Source organism: Rhizobium sp. 21-4511-3d (assembly GCF_053522545.1).
This window is the reverse complement of the sequence record NZ_JBNWCF010000015.1, coordinates 1-15,629: the sequence shown is the minus strand read 5'-3', so window position 1 is coordinate 15,629 and position 15,629 is coordinate 1. Positions and strand designations below refer to the sequence as shown.

Sequence of the window (15,629 nt, the reverse complement as noted above, 5' to 3'; positions counted from 1 at the left end):
TTCGTTTGACATTCGTTTTCTTTCGTTTTAGCGCTTAACGGATTTCATTTTAAGCACTAAATCGTTGGAGAACCGCGTGGGCAGCCAGACTTTCGACCTATTCGTGATCGGCGGAGGCATCAACGGCTGCGGGATCGCGCGTGATGCGGCGGGGCGCGGCTATTCGGTGGCGCTGGCGGAGATGAACGACTTCGCCTCCGGCACCTCGTCGGGCGCCACCAAGCTGATCCATGGCGGGCTGCGCTATCTCGAACATTACGAGTTCCGCCTCGTGCGTGAATCGCTGATGGAGCGCGAAGTGCTCTGGGCGATGGCGCCGCATATCATCTGGCCGATGCGCTTCGTCCTGCCCTATCACAAGGGCGGCATCCGCCCGGCCTGGCTGATCCGGCTGGGGCTGTTCCTCTACGATCACCTCGGCGGCCGCAAGCTCTTGCCGCCGACATCAGTGCTCGACATGCGCCGCGATCCGGCCGCAAAGCCGCTGAAGGCGCTGTTTACGAAAGCCTTCGAATATTCCGATGGCTGGGTCGACGATGCCCGCATGGTGGTGCTGAACGCCAGGGATGCCGCCGACAAGGGCGCACTGATCATGCCGCGCACGAAAGTGGTGTCGGCGCGGCGCGAGAACGGCCTGTGGGTCGTCGAGACGGTGGATACGCTGTCGGGCCGCAGCGAGACGCATCAGGCCCGCATGCTGGTCAATGCCGCCGGTCCCTGGGTCGATCACGTCATCCGTGCCGCCTTCGGCCAGAACGAGGCCCGCCATGTCCGCCTCGTGCAGGGCAGCCACATCATCGTCAGGAAGAAGTTCGACGGTCCCAAGGCCTATTTCTTCCAGAACCCCGACAACCGCATCATCTTCGCCATTCCCTATGAGGATGACTTCACCCTGATCGGCACCACCGACCGGGATTATGGCGGCGATCCCAAGGATGTCAGGATATCGGCGGAAGAGACCGATTACCTCTGCAAGGCGGCCAGCGAGTATTTCAAGGAACCGGTTCGGCCCGAAGATATCGTCTGGACCTATTCTGCGGTCCGCCCGCTCTTCGACGACGGTGCCTCGAAGGCGCAGGAGGCGACGCGCGATTACGTGCTGAAGCTTGAAGGCAAAGACGGCAGCGAGGCGAATGCGGCGCCGCTTCTCAATGTCTTCGGCGGCAAGCTCACCACCTACCGGCGCCTGTCGGAACATGCACTGGAGAAGATCGGCGAGGCGATCGGTGTCAAGGGTAGCCCCTGGACGGCGAAGAGCCATCTGCCGGGCGGCGACTTTCCGGCGCAGGGCTTCGAGGCCGAGGTGGCCAGGCTGCAGGCGGCCTATCCGTTTCTGGCACCGTCGCATGCACGGCGGCTGACGCGCCGCTACGGCACCAAGGCAAAGATCCTGCTCGGCAAGGCGGCTTCGACCGCCGATCTCGGGCGGCATTTCGGGTCGGATCTCTACGAGGCCGAAGTGCGCTATCTCATGCAGCATGAATGGGCCTTCACCGCAGAGGATGTCCTCTGGAGGCGGAGCAAGAAGGGTCTCTACCTCAGCAAGGACGAGGCAGCGGCTCTGGAGAGCTTCCTGCAAGCCGAGCGCATCGCCGCCTAGATATCTTCGAGCAACCGCGCACCGGTACCCTCGCTGCCCAGCCTGTCATGCGGGTTGCGCAGCGGACAGCTTTCGATCGACAGGCAGCCGCAGCCGATGCATCCCGTCAGGTGGTCGCGCAACAGTGTCAGCCGCTTGATGCGGTCGTCCAGATCGTTCTTCCAGAGCTGCGACAACGTCTGCCAGTCGGAGACCGTCGGCGTGCGGCCCTGCGGCAGGGTCGCGAAGGCCGCCTCGATCTCGGCAAGCGGAATTCCAACCCGCTGCGCCACCTTGATGATCCCGAGACGGCGCAGCACATCGCGGCCATAACGGCGCTGGTTGCCGCGCGAACGAATGCTCGCGATCAACCCCTTGCTCTCGTAGAAATGCAGCGCCGACACCGCAAGACCGCTGCGCGCCGCCACCTCGCCGACGCTGAGCAGCCGGCTCATCATGCCATCCGAATTTTTCTGCATGAACTGTTGACCTCAATATTAGTTGAGGTTTTATAACCCGAGCTCCCGATGATCGTAAAGAAGGAGCAATGCATGCAGACCACGATCAGATTGGCCGTTATCTACGGCAGCACGCGGCCCGGCCGCATGTGCGACCGCATCGTCAAATGGCTCGTCAGCCAGCTCGGCCACTACCCGCTGATCGAACTGGACATCATCGACCCGCTCGATTTCGGCCTGGTCCCCAATAGCGGCGGCGAAACCGGCGAGATCGCCGCGAGGCTGCAGCGCGCCGACGCCTTCATCATCGTCACGCCGGAATACAATCACAGCTTTCCCGCCTCGCTGAAATTCTTCATCGACGCCTTCTACGAGCCCTGGCACGTCAAGCCGATCGCCTTCGTCGCCTATGGCGGCATTTCAGGCGGCCTGCGCGCCGTCGAACATCTGCGCCTGGTCTTCGCCGAGCTCCACGCAGTCGCGATCCGCGATACGGTCAGCATCGTCTCCCCCTGGGACCGGCTCGACAAGGACGGGCACTTCGACCGCCCGGAAGAGGCGCTGCGGCATCTCAGTCGGATGATGGGCAGGCTGCAATGGTGGGCGCGCGCCCTTCGCGCCGCCCGCAACGAGCAGCCCTATCAGGCGGCGGCCTAGAGATCACGGCCGCGGCTCTGGCAGGTACGCGGCTGCGATGCGCACCCGGGCAAGGCCACCGCCCGGGTGCGCTGATCGATCCGGTAGCCTGAAAACAAAAAAGCGGCCCTGAAGGCCGCTTTCGATCGTTTGGGAAAAGTCCCGATCAATCCTGCTCGACGACGCCACGCAGATGCGTGAGTTCGAGGATGAACTGCTCAAGCTTGGACTTGTGCTCGTGATGCTCGGCATCCTCGAGGTCCTTCTGCGCAGCTTCGATGCGGCGGGTCAGCTCGTCCTTGTTGATTTCCTCAACCGGAACAGCAGACTCGGCAAGCAGCGTGCAGCCGGTCGGCAGGATATCGGCGAAACCGCCGAACACGACGTAGTCCTGCTTGCTGCCGGAGGCCGAACGAACGCTGACGATGCCGGGCTTGATGGTCGTCATCGTCGGCGCATGGTGGGCCATGACCGTCATCTCGCCCTCGGTGGCCGGAATGACAACTTCCGTCACCATCTCCGACAGAAGCAGACGCTCCGGAGATACGAGTTCAAAATTGAAATTGTCAGCCATCAGTGACTTACCTTCTCGGCCTTTGCATCTTGCAGTTTGGTCCCGCAGAACGGGCAGTGCTGTATCGCCTGATCGAGATAGCCGAGACCCTCTTCGGTCTGGACCAGTCCCACCACCATCATCAGCTGGCCGTTATCCGCCCTATAGACGGTCGGGGCTGCAGGCGCCGGAAGATCTGCCACGACTTCCCGAAGGGAGTCGCAGCAGAAGATCTCGTCATGAGCGTCGCTCATCAAGCAGCTGCGGAGAGCTTCTTGGCCTTTTCGATGGCTTCTTCCATCGAGCCGACCATGTAGAAGGCTGCTTCCGGCAGGTGGTCGTATTCGCCGTTGACCAGGCCCTTGAAGCCCTTGATCGTGTCTTCGAGCGCAACGAGCTTGCCCGGCGAACCGGTGAAGACTTCGGCGACGAAGAACGGCTGGGACAGGAAGCGCTCGATCTTGCGGGCGCGGGCAACGGCCAGACGGTCTTCTTCAGACAGTTCGTCCATACCCAGGATGGCGATGATGTCCTGCAGGGCCTTGTAGCGCTGCAGCGTCGACTGAACCTTACGAGCCACTTCGTAGTGCTCTTCGCCGACAACCATCGGGTCGAGCATGCGCGACGTGGAGTCGAGCGGGTCAACGGCCGGGTAGATACCCTTTTCAGCGATCGAACGCGACAGAACGGTCGTTGCGTCCAGGTGGGCGAACGAAGTTGCCGGCGCCGGGTCGGTCAAGTCGTCGGCGGGGACGTAAATGGCCTGAACCGAGGTGATCGAACCGGTCGTGGTCGTGGTGATGCGTTCCTGCATCTGACCCATGTCGGTTGCGAGCGTCGGCTGATAACCAACGGCCGAAGGAATACGGCCGAGCAGAGCCGACACTTCCGAGCCAGCCTGCGTGAAGCGGAAGATGTTGTCGACGAAGAACAGAACGTCCTGGCCCTGGTCGCGGAAGTGTTCTGCAACCGTCAGGCCGGTCAGAGCAACACGAGCACGTGCGCCCGGCGGTTCGTTCATCTGGCCGTAAACCAGCGCAGCCTTGGAGCCTTCGCCACCGCCGTGCTTGTTAACGCCGGACTCGATCATTTCGTGGTAAAGGTCGTTGCCTTCGCGCGTACGTTCACCCACGCCTGCGAAGACCGAGTAACCACCGTGCGCCTTGGCGACGTTGTTGATCAGTTCCATGATGAGAACGGTCTTGCCGACGCCTGCGCCGCCGAACAGGCCGATCTTGCCGCCCTTTGCGTAAGGAGCGAGAAGGTCGACGACCTTGATGCCGGTGACGAGGATCTGCGCTTCCGTGGACTGCTCGACGTAAGCCGGAGCGTCCTGGTGGATGGCGCGCTTGGAAGCGGTAACCAGCGGACCTGCTTCGTCAACCGGCTCGCCGATGACGTTCATGATACGGCCGAGCGTTTCGTCGCCAACCGGAACCGAGATCGGTGCGCCGGTGTCGGTGACTTCCTGACCGCGAACCAGACCTTCGGTCGAGTCCATGGCGATCGTGCGAACGGAGTTTTCGCCGAGGTGCTGCGCGACTTCGAGAACAAGGCGGTTGCCCATGTTCGTGGTTTCGAGCGCGTTCAAAATCGCCGGCAGTTCGCCTTCGAAAGCAACGTCGACGACGGCGCCGATAACCTGTGTGACCTTGCCGACAGAGCCTGTGGCGGTCTTCTTAGCGGCGGTCTTCGCTGCCGCCTTCGGGGTAGCTGCCCTAGCCATTTTAATACCCTCTTTCTCTAACCTCAGAGCGCTTCCGCGCCCGAAATGATTTCAATCAGTTCCTTGGTGATCTGCGCCTGACGCTGACGGTTGTAGTTGAGCGTCAGCTTGTTGATCATCTCACCTGCGTTACGCGTCGCGTTGTCCATCGCGCTCATCTTGGCGCCCATTTCACCGGCTGCGTTTTCAAGCAGTGCACGGAAGATCTGGACAGAGATGTTGCGCGGGATCAGATCCTCAAGGATCGCAGCCGGATCCGGCTCATATTCATAGACCGCGCCGGCATGGGCAGCATCTTCGACAACGCCTTCAGGCGCCTGTGCCGGGATGATCTGCTGGGCCGTCGGGATCTGGCTGATGACCGACTTGAACTCGGAATAGAACAGCGTGCAAACGTCGAACTCGCCGGCTTCGAACATCTCGATGATGCGCTTGCCGATCTGGTCCGCGTTATCGAATCCGACGCGCTTGACCTCGCGCAATTCCTTGCGCTCGACGATCAGCGATGCGAATTCGCGGCGCAGGCTGTCAAAGCCCTTCTTGCCGACCGTGAAGATCTTCACGGTCTTGCCTTCGGCGATCAGCTTGCGCGCATGATCACGGGCAAAGCGCGAGATCTGCGAGTTGAAGCCGCCGCAAAGGCCGCGTTCTGCGGTGCAGACAACGAGCAGGTGAACCTGATCCTTGCCGGTACCGGTCATGAGCAGCGGTGCGCCGTCGGCATCGGTAACCGCGTTGGCGATGTTCGAAAGAACAGCCGCCATGCGTTCCGAGTAAGGCCGGGCGGCCTCGGCCGCCTCCTGCGCACGCCGAAGCTTAGCCGCGGCGACCATTTTCATCGCCTTGGTAATCTTCTGCGTCGCCTTGACGGAGGCGATCCGGTTTTTCAGATCCTTAAGTGAAGGCATCCGTTATCCGTCCTAACTGGGTCCGATCAGGCAAAAGACTTGGAGAACGTTTCGAGAGCAGCGGTGAGCTTGCCCTTCGTATCGTCGCTGATAGCCTTTTCCGTGCGGATCGTGTCGAGGATCGCCTTGCCTTCCGAGCGGAGGTAGGAGAGCAGAGCCTGTTCGAACTTGCCGACCGATGCAACCGGCAGCTTGTCGAGGTAGCCGTTGACGCCTGCGAAGATCACAGCGACCTGTTCTTCCGTCTTCAGCGGCGAGAACTGCGGCTGCTTCAGGAGTTCGGTCAGACGTGCACCGCGGTTCAGGAGGCGCTGGGTTGCGGCGTCGAGGTCCGAGCCGAACTGAGCGAATGCCGCCATTTCGCGGTACTGGGCGAGTTCGCCCTTGATCGAGCCTGCAACCTGCTTCATCGCCTTGATCTGCGCGGCAGAACCGACGCGCGAAACCGACAGACCGACGTTAACAGCCGGGCGGATACCCTGGTAGAACAGGTCGGTTTCGAGGAAGATCTGGCCGTCGGTGATCGAGATCACGTTGGTCGGAATGAAGGCCGAAACGTCGTTGCCCTGCGTTTCGATGACCGGCAGAGCGGTCAGCGAACCGGCGCCCTTTTCGTCGCTCATCTTTGCAGCGCGCTCGAGGAGACGCGAGTGCAGGTAGAAAACGTCGCCCGGGTAAGCTTCGCGGCCCGGCGGACGGCGCAGCAGCAGCGACATCTGACGGTAGGAAACAGCCTGCTTGGACAGGTCGTCGTAACCGATCAGAGCGTGCTGGCCGTTGTCACGGAAGTATTCGCCCATGGCGCAACCGGCAAACGGTGCGAGGAACTGCATCGGAGCCGGATCGGAAGCCGTGGCAGCGATGATGATCGAGTACTTCAGAGCGCCGCGTTCTTCGAGAACCTTGACGAACTGAGCAACGGTCGAACGCTTCTGGCCGACAGCGACGTAGACGCAGAACAGCTTTTCGCCTTCCGGACCGGAGTCGTGAATGGCCTTCTGGTTCAGGATCGCGTCGAGAATGATCGCGGTCTTGCCGGTCTGGCGGTCGCCGATGACGAGCTCGCGCTGGCCGCGGCCAACCGGGATGAGGGCGTCGATAGCCTTGAGGCCGGTCGACATCGGCTCATGAACCGACTTGCGCGGGATGATACCCGGAGCCTTGACGTCAACGCGAGCGCGCTGCTTGGCATTGATCGGGCCCTTGCCGTCGATCGGGTTGCCGAGAGCGTCAACGACGCGGCCGAGGAGTTCCGGACCAACCGGAACGTCAACGATGGCGCCCGTACGCTTGACGGTGTCGCCTTCCTTGATGTCGCGGTCCGAACCGAAGATAACGACGCCGACGTTGTCGGATTCGAGGTTCAGAGCCATACCACGGGTGCCGCCCGGGAACTCGACCATTTCACCGGCCTGAACGTTGTCCAGACCGTAAACGCGAGCAATACCGTCGCCGACAGAAAGAACCTGGCCGACTTCCGAAACCTCAGCCTCTTTGCCGAAGTTTTTGATTTGATCTTTGAGAATTGCGGAAATTTCCGCGGCGCGGATATCCATCAGCCAACCTCTTTCAATGCAAGCTTGAGAGTAGAAAGTTTGGTGCGAAGCGACGTATCAATCTGACGGGACCCGACCTTGACGATCAGACCACCAAGAATTGACGGATCAACCGTGACGGCAATCGCCACGTCTTTGCCGGTGACGCCCTTCAGCGCCGCCTTCAATTCGGTTTCCTGCGCTGCGGTGAGCGCATGAGCCGAGGTAACCTCGGCAGAAATTTCGCCACGCTGACGGGCAGCGATGACACGGAAGGCCTTGATCATGCCCGGGAGGGCGAACAGGCGGCGGTTGCGCGCCACGACCTTCAGGAAGTTGCCGACGAAACCGGAAATACCGGCCTTTTCGCTGATGGCAACAATAGCCTTCAGCTGATCGTCAGCCGAGAATACCGGGCTAGCGACGAAACGCTTGAGGTCGTCGCTCTCATCCAGCATCGCCTGGAAACGGTCGAGATCTGCGGTGACGCTCTCGACGGCACCTTCTTCGAGCGCCAGATCGAATAGCGAGGACGCATATCGTTCTGCAACACCAGAAGTAAGCTGGGACGTGTCTGCCACGGGCACAAATTTCCCTGATTTCAATTCAAGAATCCGGCCGTCGGCGGGCGCCTGACCTATGCTCTTGAATTCGTTTTGATTTCCCCCAGAAATCGCAAGAGAAGCCTCTTGCTTCTTCCGAAATTCGGGGTCCGTCTAACATAGGACGCAGGGACTCGCAACACGCGTAATGCCCGAATATGCCTTTCGAATGATTTTCTGTCGGCAAAATCGTGAAATGGCATTCGAGCAGGCGAGCGGGCGCCCGTCAGCCCTGTAATTCAGGTTGCAAAGAACCCAAAAGAATAGGCCAGCGGAACCGCTGCGAGAACCGCCTGCACAACCAGAAGTAAATAGTTGATAATTGTGCTCCCCTTATCAGAAAGAAGGGAGATGACGCGGGCAAAAAATGCCATCGCGAAGGCGGCGCCGAGCGCCATGTAGATGAAGTCCTGGGCGAGCATGATCGCCGCCAGACCGAAGCCGAGATAGAAGCCGCCGACCGAGCGCTGCTCCGCATAACCATCCCGCCGCTCGCCGCGCGGCGCGAGACCGAAGAGCTTCATGGCGTAACCGGGCGCGAACATGATGACGAAGCCCGCAGCCGCCGTGAATGCCGCGCAGCAGAATGCCAGCTGCTCGCCGAAGGTTTCCGGAAAATAGAACTCCATGAATCAGCCCCAAATCATGCCCATGTTTTTTGACCTTATGGCATGATTGTCTGCTGCCGGAAACGGCCACGATCAGCTGTTTTTAAAGGAAGCTCTGCGGATCGATGTCGAGCTGAACCTGAACCGAACCCCGCTCCTTCGGCGCTTGCGCCAGCATGGTTTTCAGGAACGCCTGCATATCGGAATTGCGCCGGCCGTGGACCAGCAGGCGGAAACGGTGGCGGCCGCGCACGATCGCCAGCGGCGCTTCAGCCGGACCCAGCACCGAAATGCCCGACACCTGCGGCGCCGAACTGCGAATGCCGCGCGCATGGCTTTCCGCGTCCTGGCGGGTCTCAGCCGAGACGATGATCGAGGCCAGCCGGCCGAAGGGCGGCAAAATCGCCCGCTCGCGCTCGGTAATCTCCCGCTCGTAGAAGGCCCCGGCATCGCCTGAGACGATCGCCTGCATCACAGGATGCTGCGGCTGGTAGGTCTGCAATAGACCATGGCTCTTCAGACCGGTTCGCCCGGCGCGGCCGGTCACCTGCGAGAGCAGCTGGAAGGTGCGCTCCGCGGCGCGCGGATCGCCATTCGCCAGCCCGAGATCGGCGTCCACGATACCGACCAGCGTCATCAACGGAAAGTTATGTCCCTTGGCGACAAGCTGCGTGCCGATGACGATATCGGCCTCACCCTTGGTGATCGCATCGAGCTCCAGGCGAAGCCGCTTCACGCCGCCGGTAATATCGGATGACAGCACGATGGTACGCGCATCCGGGAAATGCCGCTCGACCTCTTCGGCGATTCGCTCGACGCCGGGGCCGCAGGCGACCAGATGATCGAGCGTGCCGCATTCCGGGCAAGCTTCCGGCGTCCGCTCCGTATAGCCGCACTGATGGCATTGCAGCTGACTGCGGAAGCGATGCTCGACCAGCCAGCTCGAACATTGCGGGCACTGGAAGCGATGCCCGCAGACGCGGCAAAGCGTCAGCGGCGCATAGCCACGCCGGTTGAGGAAGAGCAGCGCCTGCTCCTTCTTCTCGATCGTCTTGCCGATCGCCCGGATCAGTACCGGTGACAGGAAGCCGCCGCGCTCCGGCGCATGACGGCGCATATCGACGAGATGCAGATCCGGCAGCGCCGCGTCGCCAAAGCGCGTCGGCAGATGGATCGTCGTATAGCGACCGCTCTGGCCGTTGACCTGGCTCTCGACCGACGGCGTTGCAGATACCAGCACGATCGGAAAATCACCGATCCGCGCCCGCACGACGGCCATGTCGCGGGCATTGTAATAGACGCGATCCTCCTGCTTGTAGGCAGGGTCATGCTCTTCATCGACGATGATCAGGCCGAGATCTTCGAACGGCAGGAAGAGCGCCGAACGCGCACCGGCGACGACACGCACCTCGCCGGTAACGGCCTGCCGCCAGACCTTCTCGCGGATACGCGGCGCCAGATCGGAATGCCATTCGGCAGGCTTGGCACCAAAGCGATCCTGAAAACGCTCGAGGAAACTCGCCGTCAGCGCGATCTCGGGCAGCAGGATCAGCACCTGCTTGCCGCGCCTGAGCGTCTCCGCGATCGCTTCGAAATAGACCTCGGTCTTGCCCGAACCGGTAACACCGTCGATCAGCGATACGGCGAAGGCGCCATTGCGCACCTCGCCGAGAATATCCTCCGCCGCATCCTTCTGCGGGCCGGCCAATCGCGAGGCGGCAAAATCAGGATCCGGCTTTGCGACGACAGGTGGCGGCGGCAGGAAGATCGTTTCGAAAATCCCCTGGCTGATCAGGCCGTCGACGACGCTGGTCGAGACCCCGGCGGCATGGGCAAGCCCCGTCCGCGTCCAGGAAACGCCATCGGAGGCCCGCTCGAGCACGCGGGCCCGCGCCGGCGTCATCCGCTCCGGTTCGCCGCCGATGAAGCGCAGGCCTTCCACCATCGGCTCCGGCTCGAAAGCATTCGGAGCCCTGAGCGCCATGCGCGCCACGAGGCCGGGAGGCGAGAGCGTATAGGCCGATACCCAGTCGATGAAATCGCGCATTTCCTTGTTCAGCGGCGGGCAATCGAAGACATGGCTGATCGGTCGCAGCTTCTTCGGATCGACGCCATCCTCGCCACCATCCCAGACGACGCCGATCACCTGGCGCGGCCCAAGCGGCACCTGCACGACCGAACCAGGCTCGACCGCCATGCCCTCGGGCACCGCATACGAATAGGGCCGCGGCGCGGGCAAGGGTACGAGCACCGGGACCGTGCGGGTTGCCGGTGGTGTCTCGAACAATGCGCCAAAGAGATCGGACGAATCTGTGCTCATCGCGCCAGACCATGCCCGCTACGGCGTGAAAATGAAACCCGCCGCATGCTAGTCGTCATCGTCCTCTTCACCCGAGATCACGCCCGTCAGCCGCATGCCCTCGATCCAGGTTGCGCCGTTCTCGCGGATCACCTTGCGCGGACGCACGCCGCAGCGTTCACGGACGGCTTCGGCGAGCTGCGCCGAATGCGTGACGATCCACACCTGGCTGGTCTTAGAGGCCTCGGCGATCATATCGGCCAGCGGCCCCCAGCATATCCGGATGCAGGCTGGCTTCCGGCTCGTTGAGCGCGATCAGCGGCGGCAGCCGGTAGGAAAGGAGTGCGGCGGCGAGGCCGAGAAACCGGATCTGCCCGTCCGACAGTTCCCGCGGATGGAAAATCCGATGCGGGAAATCCGGCAGCTTCAACCCGAACTCCGCCGTCTCGCCGGGCTCTGGCACGACCAGCTGCGCGCCGCCGAGAGCGGAGCCCAAGATGCGATCGAGCTCAACCGTATCCTGCCGCGTATGCACGAGCGTCGCAAAGACCGCCGCCAGATTGGCTCCGTCCTCATCCAGCATCGGACCAGTCACGGCTAGGCAGGGATGGCGCAGCGGCGAGGCGCGGTCGGTGCGGAAACCATGGAAGAATCGCCAGTTGCTGACGATGCGCCGGAAGGCCGCGACCTCGGGGAAATTGCCGGCATCGCCGAGCAGCGCGATTGCCGTCTCCGATGTCAGCGCCTCCTCGGGATGCTCCTGCATCCGCCCGTCGCCGTCCCGCACGAAAATGCCGGGGCCTAACCGCTTCATCATCGTCACGGCCCGGTGGCCGGTCTCGACCGCCAGCTCCTCTGCCTTAACCTGCGGCTCCAGTGCAAAACCGGCAGCCGCCGTTGGCGGCCGCAATCCCGCTTCGACATGATAGCGGAAAGTGACCGCCCTCTCCTCATCAAGGATTTCGACTTCAAGCCGGATCCGCGCCGGTCCATCGGATTTGCGCCGCGTGCCGGACCAGAGCGCCGAGAGCATGCCGCCCTCCGCCGCCAGCTCATGCGCCAGCCGCCCACGCACAGCCGCCTGCACCAGCTGCAGCGCGCGATAGAGGTTGGATTTGCCGACGCCGTTCTCACCGAGAAACAGCGTCGTATCCGCCAGATCCATACGGATCGAACGCAGCGAGCGGTAATTCTGGGCAAACATCGAGCGAAGACGCATGGGACCGCTTTAACGCAAACCGGCGTCAAAAAGAATGGGCGAGCAACGGCTCAGGTTGCGGCTCGCCGGCGACCGGCGAGAAGCGGGCATTGTCGTCAGCGGCCAATCCGAAAACCGTGTGCTGCTCCAGCGCCTTCGTCACATCGTTGATATCGCCATCCAGCTGCTCGACCGGAATGAGATCGCCGATCGTAAAATCGAACCGGTCGCCGCGCTTGTTGAGGAGCTCATGGAAAACGGTCATGTCGCGAAGCTCTGTCGACCACTTGGCAAACCAGTAGAACAGCCCGGAATTGCGTGCCGTCATATGCACCGGCAGGATCGGCAGATTGTATTTGCGCGCTAGCCCGACTGCCGAACTCTTCCATGGCCGCTCGTTGAGCCTGCCGTTCGCCCAATAGGCGATACGGCCGGATGGAAAAAGGATCGTCGCCTTGCCTTCCTTCACCGCATGGTTGGTCAGCTGCAGCGTCTCGCGGGTCTTGAGCTTGGTCTTGTATTCCTCCCGCCATTCGACCGGGATGACCATCTCCGCAAAACGCGGATTGACGCGAACCGCATCGCGATTGGCAAAGAACATCATATCCGGCCGGCGCGTCTTCAGGAGATCGAAGACGGCAACGCCATCGGCGATCCCCGTCGGATGGTTGCTGACCAGAATGAAGCCGCCCGTTTCAGGAATGCGCTCCGCATGCCGCACCTGGATATCCAGCTTCAGCAGATTGCTCATATATTCGAAGCACTGGAAACCCGGCATATTCGCCACATCATTGGCGAATTGCAGCGCCTTGTTGTAGCGCAAGAGCGTGTAGAGGAAGGGCCGCATCACCGGCCAGAGCGGGTTGTTGACGATCCGCTGTCCGCGCTCGGCAATCAGCGTATCGACGATATGGCCGGGGTTGCCGTGAGAAACCAGGGCGATTGCTTCCGCGAGCTGTCCGAAAGCCGTCGTGGAGTGGCGCCGCGCCATACAAGAGTCCTGCCTCGTTCCGGGAACCAGCTATCGCAACCTATTATGATCGAAGCATGACAAGCGCTTGGCCGATATTAGCAATTCCATAACCGTCCCTCGGTGAAAATTGGCGGCGATTGCCCCGAAATCAAGGCCCGAGCCGTGAACGAACTTTTGATTATTGCCGATCCGCGCCTGATGTCTGAGCGCAGCGCCTGGCTTCAGAGCCTGGAGAGCGAACGCCGCCTTTCCGGGCACACGCTCGACGCCTATGAGCGCGACAGCCGCCAGTTCCTGACCTTCCTCACCGGCCATCTCGGCGGCCCAACGACGCTGAAGGATATCGAGGCGCTCCGCCCCGCCGATTTCCGCGCCTTCCTCGCCGCCCGCCGCAAGGAGGGATCCGGCGCCCGTTCGCTCGGTCGCAATCTCGCCGGCCTGCGCTCGCTGCTGCGCTATCTCGAAAAGAAGGGATTGGTGAACGCCGCAGGCGCCAGCGCCGTCCGCTCGCCGAAGCAGCCCAAATCGCTGCCGAAGCCACTCTCCGACAGGCAGGCCGTCACCCTCGTCAGCGACGATGCGCAGATGCATGATGAGCCCTGGATTGCGGCGCGCGATGCGGCCGTGATGACGCTCCTCTATGGCTGCGGGCTGCGTATCTCCGAAGCGCTTGATCTGACGCCTGGCGATTTCCACGATGCCGCGACCTCGCTACGCATCACCGGTAAGGGCAACAAGACCCGCCTCGTGCCGCTTCTCGCCATCGTCAGCGAGGCCGTCGGCAAATACCGCGCACTCTGCCCGTTTCATCTTGAAGCAGCGGAACCTCTCTTCCGCGGCGCCCGCGGCGGCAAGCTGCAGCCGGCGATCATCCAGCGCGCCATGCAGAAGATGCGCAGCGCCTTCGGCCTGCCGGAGACGGCAACGCCGCATGCGCTGCGCCACTCGTTCGCAACGCATCTCTTGGCCGGCGGCGGCGACCTTCGCACCATTCAGGAGCTTCTCGGCCACGCCAGCCTGTCGACCACGCAGGTCTATACCGGCGTCGATTCGGCAAGATTGCTCGAGGTCTACGATCGTGCCCATCCAAGGGCGTAATCATTCGTTAACGCTTTCCCTTAAAGGAATATGCGCGAAGGCGGCGTAGAGCATGGATCTGATTAAGCATAGCGAGCGGAACCAATCATGACGATTTCCATCGGCCATCGCAGATTTGAGATTGCGCAGCCGGGCAACATCCTGCTCTGGCTGATCGCAGCTTTCCACATGCTGCTCGCCGCATCGCTGCTCGCCGTCCTCTTCTCGGTCACGCCTGCTGCGGCTGCAGACGACAGCTGCTCCGGCAAGGACCTGATGGCCGAGCTGAAGCAATCCGATCCCGCCCGCTATGCCGAAGTCGTCAAGGAAGCCGATGCCGTGCCGAACGGCAAAGGCATCTTCTGGAAAATCGAGAAGCCCGGCCTGAAGCCGTCCTGGCTGCTCGGCAGCATGCATGTCACCGACCCGCGTGTCCTGGACCTGCCTGCCTACGCCCAGACGGCCCACGACAACGCCGATACGATCGTCATCGAATCCGACGAGATCCTCGATGAGAAGAAGGCTGCTGCCGCCCTGCTCGCCCGTCCCGATCTGACGATGTTCACCGACGGCACGACGATCCAGAAGCTGCTTTCGCCGGAAGATTACGCCCGCCTCGACGCCGGCCTGAAGCAGCGCGGCATTCCGCTCGCCGCCGTTTCGCGCATGCGCCCGTGGATGATCGCCAGCGCCGTCGCCCTCCCCGCCTGCGAGATCGCCCGCAAGGCCAAGGGCGTCCAGTTTCTGGACCAGAAGATCGCTGCCGACGCCATCAAGGAAGGCAAGCAGGTCAAGGGTCTGGAAACCCTTGCCGAGCAGCTGCAGGCCATGGCCGAGCTGCCGATGGAATTTCATCTGAAGTCGCTGATCGAAACGCTGGAACTCGGCCCGAACATGAACGACGTCGTCGAGACCATGACCGACCTCTACCTCTCGGGCGATGTCGGCATGACCATCCCGATGCTGAAGACCGTCTCGCCCGAAGAAGGCGGTGACGGCGACTACGCCGCTTTCGAGCAGCGCATCATCCTCGACCGCAACAAGGTCATGGCCGACCGCGCCGCCCCAATCCTCGCCACCGGCAACGTCTTCATGGCCGTCGGCGCCCTGCACCTGCCGGGCGACAAGGGCGTCATCGAGCTGCTGCGTCAGCAGGGCTTTACGGTCACTGCGGTGAACTGAGCCGGAACGCTACAGGCCTCAAACCCCAAACTCACCCTCATTCCTGTGCTCGTCACAGGAATCCAGCCGGCCCAAGTCCTTGGGCCGAAAAGACTCTCGCGCGCAGCCATACCCCGCGCCCCCCCTCATCCGACCCTCCGGGCCACCTTCTCCCCGCTGGGGAGAAGGGAAGTCGAGGATGCCTCTTGCGCCAACTTCCCCTTGTAACTTCCCTTTATCCGCTATCGAGGCTGTAATGCCTATCGCGGTGGCGAGCGAGAGACCGAGGCCCCTCTGGGACACCAAGCCCGCGGGA

14 protein-coding genes and 1 pseudogene are annotated in these 15,629 nt (G+C 62.1%); 4 read left to right on the top strand and 11 right to left on the bottom strand.

The window, feature by feature from the left end:
• The first annotated feature begins 76 nt into the window (after window positions 1-76).
• The gene (gene glpD, locus ACQZ5H_RS26535; protein WP_449099454.1) at window positions 77-1,600 is read left to right on the top strand and encodes a glycerol-3-phosphate dehydrogenase; all 1,524 of its coding nucleotides are present in this window, start codon (window positions 77-79) and stop codon (window positions 1,598-1,600) included.
• On the opposite strand, the gene soxR is transcribed toward glpD, so the two are convergent.
• A complete protein-coding gene (soxR, locus tag ACQZ5H_RS26530; RefSeq protein ID WP_449099453.1) occupies window positions 1,597-2,058 on the bottom strand; it encodes a redox-sensitive transcriptional activator SoxR in 462 nt (153 codons plus the stop codon). The two genes, glpD and soxR, sit on opposite strands and share 4 nt — an antisense overlap.
• A 72-nt stretch (window positions 2,059-2,130) precedes the next feature.
• Here soxR and ACQZ5H_RS26525 point away from each other — a divergent pair, with 72 nt between their 5' ends.
• On the top strand, window positions 2,131-2,694 hold the full coding sequence (locus ACQZ5H_RS26525) for an NADPH-dependent FMN reductase (RefSeq protein ID WP_449099452.1): 564 nt from the start codon (window positions 2,131-2,133) through the stop codon (window positions 2,692-2,694).
• Between the two features lie 145 nt (window positions 2,695-2,839).
• Here ACQZ5H_RS26525 and ACQZ5H_RS26520 read toward each other — a convergent pair whose 3' ends face one another.
• The 10 genes and pseudogenes from ACQZ5H_RS26520 to ACQZ5H_RS26475 all read right to left on the bottom strand — a co-directional run bounded on the left by ACQZ5H_RS26520 (window position 2,840) and on the right by ACQZ5H_RS26475 (window position 13,093).
• Entirely contained in the window at window positions 2,840-3,247 is a 408-nt protein-coding gene (locus tag ACQZ5H_RS26520; protein WP_112717964.1) for a F0F1 ATP synthase subunit epsilon, read from the bottom strand.
• On the bottom strand, window positions 3,247-3,480 hold the full coding sequence (locus tag ACQZ5H_RS26515) for a hypothetical protein (RefSeq protein ID WP_112717962.1): 234 nt from the start codon (window positions 3,478-3,480) through the stop codon (window positions 3,247-3,249). Before ACQZ5H_RS26515 ends, ACQZ5H_RS26520 begins: the two co-directional genes overlap by 1 nt.
• On the bottom strand, window positions 3,480-4,952 hold the full coding sequence (gene atpD / locus ACQZ5H_RS26510; protein ID WP_112717960.1) for a F0F1 ATP synthase subunit beta: 1,473 nt from the start codon (window positions 4,950-4,952) through the stop codon (window positions 3,480-3,482). The genes ACQZ5H_RS26515 and atpD overlap by 1 nt, the downstream gene beginning before the upstream one ends.
• Window positions 4,953-4,975: 23 nt before the next feature.
• On the bottom strand, window positions 4,976-5,860 hold the full coding sequence (locus ACQZ5H_RS26505) for a F0F1 ATP synthase subunit gamma (protein ID WP_112717958.1): 885 nt from the start codon (window positions 5,858-5,860) through the stop codon (window positions 4,976-4,978).
• A gap of 26 nt (window positions 5,861-5,886) precedes the next feature.
• Window positions 5,887-7,416: a F0F1 ATP synthase subunit alpha gene (gene atpA, locus ACQZ5H_RS26500; RefSeq protein WP_130283317.1), complete on the bottom strand. Its 1,530-nt coding sequence runs from the start codon at window positions 7,414-7,416 to the stop codon at window positions 5,887-5,889.
• Window positions 7,416-7,982: a F0F1 ATP synthase subunit delta gene (locus tag ACQZ5H_RS26495; protein WP_112717954.1), complete on the bottom strand. Its 567-nt coding sequence runs from the start codon at window positions 7,980-7,982 to the stop codon at window positions 7,416-7,418. The genes atpA and ACQZ5H_RS26495 overlap by 1 nt, the downstream gene beginning before the upstream one ends.
• A 254-nt stretch (window positions 7,983-8,236) precedes the next feature.
• Window positions 8,237-8,626: an AGROH133_08824 family phage infection protein gene (locus tag ACQZ5H_RS26490; protein ID WP_112717952.1), complete on the bottom strand. Its 390-nt coding sequence runs from the start codon at window positions 8,624-8,626 to the stop codon at window positions 8,237-8,239.
• An 82-nt stretch (window positions 8,627-8,708) separates the two neighbouring features.
• Entirely contained in the window at window positions 8,709-10,925 is a 2,217-nt protein-coding gene (locus ACQZ5H_RS26485) for a primosomal protein N' (protein ID WP_449099451.1), read from the bottom strand.
• 48 nt (window positions 10,926-10,973) lie between these two features.
• Window positions 10,974-12,123, bottom strand: a pseudogene (locus ACQZ5H_RS26480) (AAA family ATPase).
• A 25-nt stretch (window positions 12,124-12,148) separates the two neighbouring features.
• Window positions 12,149-13,093 (bottom strand): GNAT family N-acetyltransferase, encoded by a 945-nt coding sequence (locus tag ACQZ5H_RS26475; protein WP_449099450.1) that lies wholly within the window; start codon window positions 13,091-13,093, stop codon window positions 12,149-12,151.
• A 144-nt stretch (window positions 13,094-13,237) separates the two neighbouring features.
• Between ACQZ5H_RS26475 and ACQZ5H_RS26470 the strand changes: the two genes are divergently transcribed.
• Window positions 13,238-14,173: a tyrosine recombinase XerC gene (locus ACQZ5H_RS26470; protein ID WP_449099449.1), complete on the top strand. Its 936-nt coding sequence runs from the start codon at window positions 13,238-13,240 to the stop codon at window positions 14,171-14,173.
• 87 nt (window positions 14,174-14,260) lie between these two features.
• Window positions 14,261-15,334, top strand: a complete 1,074-nt coding sequence (locus ACQZ5H_RS26465) for a TraB/GumN family protein (RefSeq protein ID WP_449099448.1) — start codon at window positions 14,261-14,263, stop codon at window positions 15,332-15,334.
• Window positions 15,335-15,629 lie beyond the last annotated feature (295 nt).